The organism is Sphingopyxis sp. KK2, assembly GCF_001990265.1.
In the GTDB taxonomy this organism is placed as follows: domain Bacteria; phylum Pseudomonadota; class Alphaproteobacteria; order Sphingomonadales; family Sphingomonadaceae; genus Sphingopyxis.
The window spans coordinates 1-5113 of sequence record NZ_LYVN01000205.1 but is presented as its reverse complement, the minus strand read 5'-3'; the positions used below and the strand labels follow the sequence as shown (position 1 = coordinate 5113).

7 protein-coding genes and 1 pseudogene are annotated in these 5113 nt (G+C 66.4%); 5 read left to right on the top strand and 3 right to left on the bottom strand.

Annotated features, from left to right (window positions below):
* Window positions 1–181 (bottom strand): NAD(P)-binding domain-containing protein (locus B1A78_RS20315; RefSeq protein WP_144037934.1); only part of this gene is annotated, 181 nt, incomplete at its 3' end.
* 59 nt (window positions 182–240) lie between these two features.
* Here B1A78_RS20315 and B1A78_RS20310 point away from each other — a divergent pair.
* Genes B1A78_RS20310 through B1A78_RS20295 form a run of 4 tightly spaced genes read left to right on the top strand, consistent with a single transcriptional unit; the run spans window position 241 to window position 2966 of the window.
* Window positions 241–1491: a threonine ammonia-lyase gene (locus tag B1A78_RS20310; RefSeq protein ID WP_077148692.1), complete on the top strand. Its 1251-nt coding sequence runs from the start codon at window positions 241–243 to the stop codon at window positions 1489–1491.
* Window positions 1488–1889, top strand: a complete 402-nt coding sequence (locus tag B1A78_RS20305; protein WP_077148691.1) for a thioesterase family protein — start codon at window positions 1488–1490, stop codon at window positions 1887–1889. Before B1A78_RS20310 ends, B1A78_RS20305 begins: the two co-directional genes overlap by 4 nt.
* A complete protein-coding gene (locus B1A78_RS20300; RefSeq protein WP_144037933.1) occupies window positions 1886–2473 on the top strand; it encodes a hypothetical protein in 588 nt (195 codons plus the stop codon). Before B1A78_RS20305 ends, B1A78_RS20300 begins: the two co-directional genes overlap by 4 nt.
* 10 nt (window positions 2474–2483) lie before the next feature.
* Window positions 2484–2966: a GNAT family N-acetyltransferase gene (locus tag B1A78_RS20295; protein ID WP_077148689.1), complete on the top strand. Its 483-nt coding sequence runs from the start codon at window positions 2484–2486 to the stop codon at window positions 2964–2966.
* Window position 2967: 1 nt separating this feature from the next.
* On the opposite strand, the gene B1A78_RS20290 is transcribed toward B1A78_RS20295, so the two are convergent.
* Both B1A78_RS20290 and B1A78_RS20285 read right to left on the bottom strand, forming a co-directional pair.
* Entirely contained in the window at window positions 2968–3447 is a 480-nt protein-coding gene (locus B1A78_RS20290; RefSeq protein WP_077148688.1) for a MarR family winged helix-turn-helix transcriptional regulator, read from the bottom strand.
* Complete coding sequence (locus B1A78_RS20285) at window positions 3431–4735, bottom strand: S41 family peptidase (protein WP_077148687.1); 1305 nt, start codon at window positions 4733–4735, stop codon at window positions 3431–3433. Before B1A78_RS20285 ends, B1A78_RS20290 begins: the two co-directional genes overlap by 17 nt.
* Before the next feature lie 106 nt (window positions 4736–4841).
* On the opposite strand from B1A78_RS20285, the pseudogene B1A78_RS22120 reads away from it, so the two are divergent.
* A pseudogene (locus B1A78_RS22120) lies at window positions 4842–5113 on the top strand (hypothetical protein); the annotation flags it as partial.

The following is a 5113-nucleotide window of genomic DNA, read 5'->3' as shown; positions in this document are numbered from 1 at the left end:
ATGGCGGGCGGGCGGGGGTGGCAACCGCCCGCCCGCCATAGAGCGCGACCCAGGCGTCGCTCTTGGCGCGGGTGCGGTTATAGACGGTGAGGTCGTGCCCCGCCTTGGCGAGATGGCCCGCCATCGGCCCGCCCATGACGCCGATGCCGAGGAAGCTGATGCGCAATTTCTGTTCGCTCATGCGTTGACCCATAACCATGGTTTGCGCGGCGCGCCAGATGGGCTAGGGCGCCTGTCGTTATGACCGATCAACTCACCCTGACCTCCGCCGCCGAGCTTCCGGCGATCACATTGGACGATGTGCGCGCGGCGGCGGGGCGAATTGAGGGCGCGGTCGTGCGGACGCCGACGCTCCATTCGCAGACGCTGTCCGAACTGGTCGGCGCCGAGGTGTGGCTGAAGTTCGAAAATCTGCAATTCACCGCCGCGTACAAGGAACGCGGCGCGCTCAACGCGTTGCTGCTGCTCAGCGACGAGGCGAAGGCGCGCGGCGCGATCGCGGCGTCGGCGGGCAATCATGCGCAGGGCCTCGCCTATCATGGCAAGCGGCTCGGCGTGCCGGTGACGATCGTGATGCCGAGCACGACGCCGCAGGTGAAGGTGTCGCAGACCGCGAGCCATGGCGCGACGATCGTGCTGCACGGCGAGACGTTCGACGACGCCTATGCGCATGCCCGCGTGCTCGAGGTCGAGCGCGGGCTGACCTTCGTCCATCCCTTCGACCATCCGCATGTCGCGGCGGGGCAGGGGACGGTGGCGCTCGAAATGCTCGAGGATGTGCCCGAGATCGACACGCTGATCGTGCCGATCGGCGGCGGCGGGCTGCTCGCCGGCATGGGCACCGCGGCGCGCGGGATCAAGAACGACATGCGCCTCGTCGGGGTGCAGGCCGAGCTCTACCCGTCGATGTATGCCAATTTGAACGGCGTCGACATGGCGTGCGAGGGCGATACGCTTGCCGAGGGCATCGCGGTGAAGGAGCCGGGCAGCTATACCCGCAAGCTCGTCGCCGACCTCAACGACGATATCGTGCTGGTCGCCGAGCGCCATCTCGAGCGCGCGGTGAGCCTGCTGCTGCAGATCGAAAAGACGGTGGTCGAGGGCGCGGGCGCCGCGGGCCTCGCGGCGATGCTCGCGCACCCCGAGGAGTTCAGGGGCCGCAAGGTCGGGCTGGTGCTCACCGGCGGCAATATCGACACGCGGCTGCTCGCCAATGTGCTGCTACGCGATCTCGCGCGCTCGGGCCGCATCGCGCGGCTGCGCATCCGCTTGCAGGACCGTCCCGGCGCGCTGTTCAAGGTGATGAAGCTGTTCGACGAGAAACAGGTCAATATCATCGAAATCTATCACCAGCGCATCTTCACGACGCTGCCCGCGAAGGGGCTGATCACCGACATCGAATGCGAAGCGCGCGACCGCGAGCATCTCGACAGTTTGGTGACGGCGCTGCGCGAGGCCGGCTATATGGTGACCACCGTCGAGCTCGCATGAGGGAGTTCACGCTCGATTTCGTCGCCACGCCCGAGAGCATCGACGAACTCGGCCATGTCAACAATGCGGTGTGGGTGCAGTGGATCCAGCAGGTCGCGACCGGCCATTGGGACGCCGCGGCGCCGCAATCGCATAAAGACGCCTATATCTGGGTCGTGGTGCGGCACGAGATCGATTATCTGCGCGCGCTTGGCCCGGGCGAGGCGGTGACCGCGCGGACCTGGGTCGCCGACAAGCCGCAGGGCGCGAAGTTCGACCGCTTCATGGAATTCACCGGCGCGGACGGCAAGGTGCATGTCCGCGCGCGCACCGTGTGGGCGCTGCTCGACAAGGCGAGCGGGCGGCCGCTGCGGGTAACCGACGCGATCGTCGCGCCGTTTCTGGATGCGACCCGGTGAAAGCATCCAGCCGTTATATCGTGTTGTTCACGGCGCTGGGCATAGCCTTCTTCACCGTGGCGATCACGTCGACGGGCACGGCTTATGACGACGAGGCATGCCATGTCGCGCTGCAGATTTTACAAGAAAAGAAGCGAGGCATCGTCGGTCCGGTTGCCGTTTCGATCCCGTCTGCGGCGACGCCTACGACGCGAACCGCCGCCGAGGAAATTGTTCGCGATATACGGCGTGACGGGCCGGTCGATCCGGCGGAAGAATTCATGCTTGAGCTGATCGTCAAATCTGCCGATGTCGATGAGCTGCGGCCGGTCGAGGAATGCGAGAATGTCCAACAATGGATGAAGTCTTCGCACATCATCCATGACCAAATGCAGATCGAAAAGGCGGAGCCAGTAAATGGGCGATATCCTTTTGCGATTGTCCGCCTTTCGATGCCTGCGGTGTCCAACGACGGCAATCATGCCTTGATGTATATATCGACGACCTATGGACCACTGGCCGGCGGTGGCTACATGGCGTGGATCAAGCGACAAGAAGATGATCGTTGGGCAATCGACGAAGAGATGCAGATGTGGGTCAGTTGATGCGCCCGGCATGCTGATTCGACCCGCGACCCCCGCCGACCGCGCAGCGATCTGGGCGATTCTCGAACCCGTGATCCGCGCGGGCGAGACCTATACGCTCGATCGCGACATGAGCGAGGAGGCGGCGCTCGCTTACTGGTTCGGGGCGGACAAGGCGGTGTTCGTGGCCGAAGAGGACGGCGTCGTGCTCGGCACCTATTATCTGCGCGCCAATCAGGGCGGCGGCGGGGCACATGTCTGCAACTGCGGCTATATGACCGGCGCCGCGGCGACCGGGCGCGGGGTGGCGCGGGCAATGGCGCTGCATTCGTTCGAGGAAGCGAAGGCGCGGGGCTTTCGGGCGATGCAGTTCAACTTCGTCGTCGCGAGCAACGCGCGCGCGGTCGGTCTTTGGCAATCGCTGGGGTTCGAAATCGTCGGGCGGCTGTCGGGCGCGTTTGCGCATCCGGCGCTGGGGTTCGTCGATGCGCTGGTGATGGTCCGGGCGCTCTGACCTAGTCGCGCGCGCGCTCGCGCAAGGGACGGGCTTCGAGCGCTTTGAGCGTTTTCAGCAATATGGCGTGCGCGTCGCCGGTCTCTTCGAAGAGGCGCGCGTACACCGCGGAAATATTGGCGGTATAGCTGTCGAGCAGCGTCATCTGCGCGGCGCCTCTTTCGGTCAGCCGGAACAATTTGCGCCGCGCGTCGGCGGGGTCGGCGTGCTGGGTGACGAGGCCGAGGCGCAGCAGCGCGGGGCATTTCTGGATCACGAGCTGGTGCGACTGGCCGAGCGTGCGCGCGAGTTCGGCGGCCGACGCCTCGCCCGCCTGCCGCAGCGCGGTGAGCAGCGAGCAGGATTTGACCGGGATGACGATGCCCGCCTCGTCGAACAGCTCGCGCGTCTGCTCCTCGATCCGCGCGCTCAGGGCTTCGCTGAGGCGGCCGAGGAAGCTGATGTCGTCCAAGGCGTCGGGGCGGTCAGTCGAGGCGGGCATAGTCGGTGGTCGTTCCGTCGCGGTTGATGCGGGTGAGCGCGACGATCTTGCCGCCTTTGCGGCTGATGCGAAAGCGGAAGTCGCGCACGCCCTCGATTGCCAGCAGGTCGCCGCCGAGCGGTTCGAGCGTCAGCCGCAGCCGCTCGCGCCAGGTGTAAAGCAATTTGCCGCCCTCAAGGTCGATCCGCCGCCCTTCGTAGCGCCCGGCGATCGCCTTGAGCGCGGCGGTCGTCGGCGCGGGGCGCGGCGCGAGCGTCGGTGCGAACCAGTCGGCGTCGGCCTGTCTGGCGGGATCGGCCCTCGCGAGATCGGCGATCGCGAGGCGCTGTGCGAGCGCGAGCGCGTCGGCCGAGGGCACGAGATGGTCGGGGGTCACGCCCCGACCCTCGAAATCGCTGCGGTCGACAGGGTCGCGGATCTGGCCGATCGGGACCTGGAGGAAGAAGTCGGTGCCGACGGGCTTGCGGTCGACCGGATGCGCGCCGCCCGCGGTGCGTTCGCCGACGAGGGTCGCGCGGCCGAGCTTCTGCATCGTGAAGGCGAACCATTCGGCCGCCGAGAAGCTGGTCGAGCCGGTGAGGATATAGACGGGTTTGCCGGTCAGGCGTTTGGCGGGAAGCGCGGGGAGGACCCATTGGCCGCGCGCGACGTGGCGGCCGTCGAGCGTATAGTCGTAATCGAACAGCTCCTGATCCTTGTCGCCGGGGAAGAGCTGGCTCGCGAGCAGCTGCGCCATTTCGAGGTGGCCGCCATTATTGTAGCGCAGGTCGTAGATCACCGCGTCGGCATTTTCGATGAAGCGCATCGCCGCCGCCGCCGCGTCGTAACCGAGTTCGGGGTCGGCGAAGTGCGACAGGTCGACATAGGCGATATTGCCGTCGAGGTAGCGCAGGCCGGTGAAGCCGAAATTGCTCCGCGCCTCGTCGCGCCGTTCTTCCTCGCGCAGCGCGGCGGCGCGCACCGGGTCGCGCTTCGCGGCATAGTCGGCGACCCAGTCGGGATCGACGCCGACCGCAAAATGCAGGTCGCCCGATGCGGCGATGAGGTCGTCGGTGAGTTCGCTGGCGAGCGCGCGGCGGTCGGGCGCGGCGTCGTAGTCGCCGGCGTCGAGATGGCGGCGCAGGATCGCGGCGATGGTCTTCGCCTTGTCGGGAAACACATAATTGGCCTCGAGCGTCGCGCCGAGCTGTTCGACCATAGCGCGCCGGTCGGCGGCGGTGAGCGGGGATTCCTCGGCAGCGGCGGGCGCCGCGAGCCATGCCGTCGTGGCGGCAAGGAGGATGGCCAAGCACCTGGTTTTCATTCGGTTTCACCTGCGAATCGATTTATACAATATATTGCGCAATATATTGTATAAATCGATTCGCAGGTGAAACCGAATGAAAACCAGGTGCTTGGCCATCCTCCTTGCCGCCACGACGGCATGGCTCGCGGCGCCCGCCGCTGCCGAGGAATCCCCGCTCACCGCCGCCGACCGGCGCGCTATGGTCGAACAGCTCGGCGCGACGCTCGAGGCCAATTATGTGTTTCCCGACAAGGCGAAGACCATCGCCGCGATCCTGCGCCGCCATCTCGACGCCGGCGACTACGACGCCGCGCCCGACCGCCGCGCGCTCGCCAGCGAACTCACCGACGACCTCATCGCCGCATCGGGCGACCTGCATTT

What these genes read in the sequence shown, in the direction of transcription:
- B1A78_RS20310 (WP_077148692.1), top strand. Translation starts at nt 241, where the DNA reads ATGACCGATCAACTCACCCTGACCTCCGCCGCCGAGCTTCCGGCGATC.
- B1A78_RS20305 (WP_077148691.1), top strand. Translation starts at nt 1,488, where the DNA reads ATGAGGGAGTTCACGCTCGATTTCGTCGCCACGCCCGAGAGCATCGAC.
- B1A78_RS20295 (WP_077148689.1), top strand. Translation starts at nt 2,484, where the DNA reads ATGCTGATTCGACCCGCGACCCCCGCCGACCGCGCAGCGATCTGGGCG.
- B1A78_RS20290 (WP_077148688.1), bottom strand. Translation starts at nt 3,447, where the DNA reads ATGCCCGCCTCGACTGACCGCCCCGACGCCTTGGACGACATCAGCTTC.